Origin of the sequence: Vibrio sp. Vb0888, from assembly GCF_033338835.1 — a bacterium.
Lineage (GTDB): Bacteria > Pseudomonadota > Gammaproteobacteria > Enterobacterales > Vibrionaceae > Vibrio > Vibrio alginolyticus.
Window position 1 is genome coordinate 1 of record NZ_JAWOTL010000068.1, and the last position, 1,812, is coordinate 1,812.

General features: G+C 46.5%; 3 protein-coding genes. 2 read left to right on the forward strand and 1 reads right to left on the reverse strand.

What is annotated here, in order from left to right:
- Positions 1-295: TCP-1/cpn60 chaperonin family protein (locus tag R7P72_RS23830; protein WP_318110802.1), on the forward strand; the 295-nt coding region annotated here is incomplete at its 5' end.
- 299 nt (positions 296-594) lie between these two features.
- On the forward strand, positions 595-1,158 hold the full coding sequence (locus R7P72_RS23835; protein WP_318110803.1) for a VC2662 family protein: 564 nt from the start codon (positions 595-597) through the stop codon (positions 1,156-1,158).
- Positions 1,159-1,240: 82 nt separating this feature from the next.
- Here the strand turns inward: R7P72_RS23835 and R7P72_RS23840 are convergent, their stop codons facing one another.
- Entirely contained in the window at positions 1,241-1,738 is a 498-nt protein-coding gene (locus R7P72_RS23840; RefSeq protein ID WP_318110804.1) for an MgtC/SapB family protein, read from the reverse strand.
- Positions 1,739-1,812 lie beyond the last annotated feature (74 nt).

The following is a 1,812-nucleotide window of genomic DNA, read 5'->3' on the forward strand; positions in this document are numbered from 1 at the left end:
AATCCGTCAAATCACGAAGAACGCAGGTGAGGAAGACTCAGTTGTTGCGAACAACGTGAAAGCGGGTGAAGGTTCTTACGGCTACAACGCAGCGACGGGTGAATACGGCGACATGCTAGAGATGGGTATCCTAGACCCAACTAAAGTAACTCGTAGCGCTCTACAATTTGCAGCATCTGTAGCTGGTCTCATGATCACAACAGAAGCGATGGTAACTGACCTACCACAAAAAGAAAGTGCAGGCATGCCTGACATGGGTGGTATGGGCGGTATGGGTGGCATGGGCATGATGTAATCATCCCACGCTATTCCAAGCCGAGTAGAACAAAAAGCCGAGGTGTGAACCTCGGCTTTTTTGCGTCTGGTGTTTGCCCACTGTGCATTTTTCAGGGCAGGTAAAAGAAGATGTGAATTGTGAGGGATGCGTTCCGGCAGCGTCAGTGGAAAAACAGAAAAATAACTGAGATGAATTTTTTTCTAGGATAGTCAGATTGTTAAATATGACCTATTGCTAACACTTTTTGTGTCCGAATAGCGCAAAATCTGAACATTACACTATGTTGTAAATTACTGCTTACCATCATGGAGATAAAAATGAAAAAGCTTATGACGTCATTGGCTGTTGCAGCCACTATCGCATCACCTGTTGCTCTTGCGAACAGCACCCCTGTGATGTTTTCAACGATCGACCATACTAACGCTCCATCAAACTCTGCTGTTGGTGGTGTTCGTTTGGCGGTACTGCATGGCCAAGTAAACGAAGTAAAAGGCGTCGACTTCTCAGTTCTAGGTATGTCTGAAACTGACCGTACTACGGGTGTGAACTTCGGTCTGTTCTTTGGGGCAGCGAAAGTAAACCAAGAAATGAAAGGTGCGTCACTTGGTTTGGTTAACTGGAACCAAGGCCAAACAACTGGTGTGAACTTTGGTGCGGTAAACATCACGAACAACGTGAAAGGCCTAAACTGGAGTGCGGTGAACTACTCAGAAGGTTACACCATGGCAGACGTTGGTCTGGCGAGTATTTCTAAAAAGTCTAACTTCCAACTTGGCTTCTTCAACATGACTGACCAAATCGATGGCGTGCAAATTGGTCTGTTGAACTGTGCGGATAACGGCTTCTTCAAATGTTTACCTATCATCAACTTCGCTAAATAATCTTAGCGAAAGCCAGATACCAAAAAGCCCGCGATGTTCGCGGGCTTTTTTATTGGAAAATTGAAACAGGCCAACCATTCTCTTATTTGATCAAGCGAGAGGAGGTTTTGCGCTGCTGAATTTTTTGATGAACACCGCGACGTAACGCCTTGATACGGTTTTCGGCTTTATCCACGCCAAGCAGAACGCTCAACGCAAGCAAGGTAATCACGACCGATTGCATTAAGTAACCGAGGCCGATCATCAAACCGAGCCCTGCCAGTACCCAAATGACGGCTGCCGAAGTGACGCCATGGATTTTGCCATCCAGCGTCATCATCACGCCTGCACCCAAGAAGCCGACGCCAGTAATTATCTGACCAAGCACACGAGCTTGGTCGAGCGTGTTTGGTGATAACGACACTGCCATCGACATAAACAGGTAGGTGCCTGAAATAATGAGAATTGCTGTGCGAATACCTACTGGTTTACCACGGGTTTGGCGTTCTATGCCAATCATTAACCCATTGATGGCACAGCAAAATAGGGCAGGCCAACTGAATGGGCCAAGATCGAAAATTTGTTCGAATGCTGTATGCATCTTGACCTCCAAAGCAGCGGAGTATGCATAGACTTATCCTGCAAAGCGAACAAAAAGGATCGTTCGTGTCGACA

Coding starts and splice junctions, on each gene's coding strand:
- R7P72_RS23835 (WP_318110803.1), top strand. CDS start 595: ATGAAAAAGCTTATGACGTCATTGGCTGTTGCAGCCACTATCGCATCA.
- R7P72_RS23840 (WP_318110804.1), bottom strand. CDS start 1,738: ATGCATACAGCATTCGAACAAATTTTCGATCTTGGCCCATTCAGTTGG.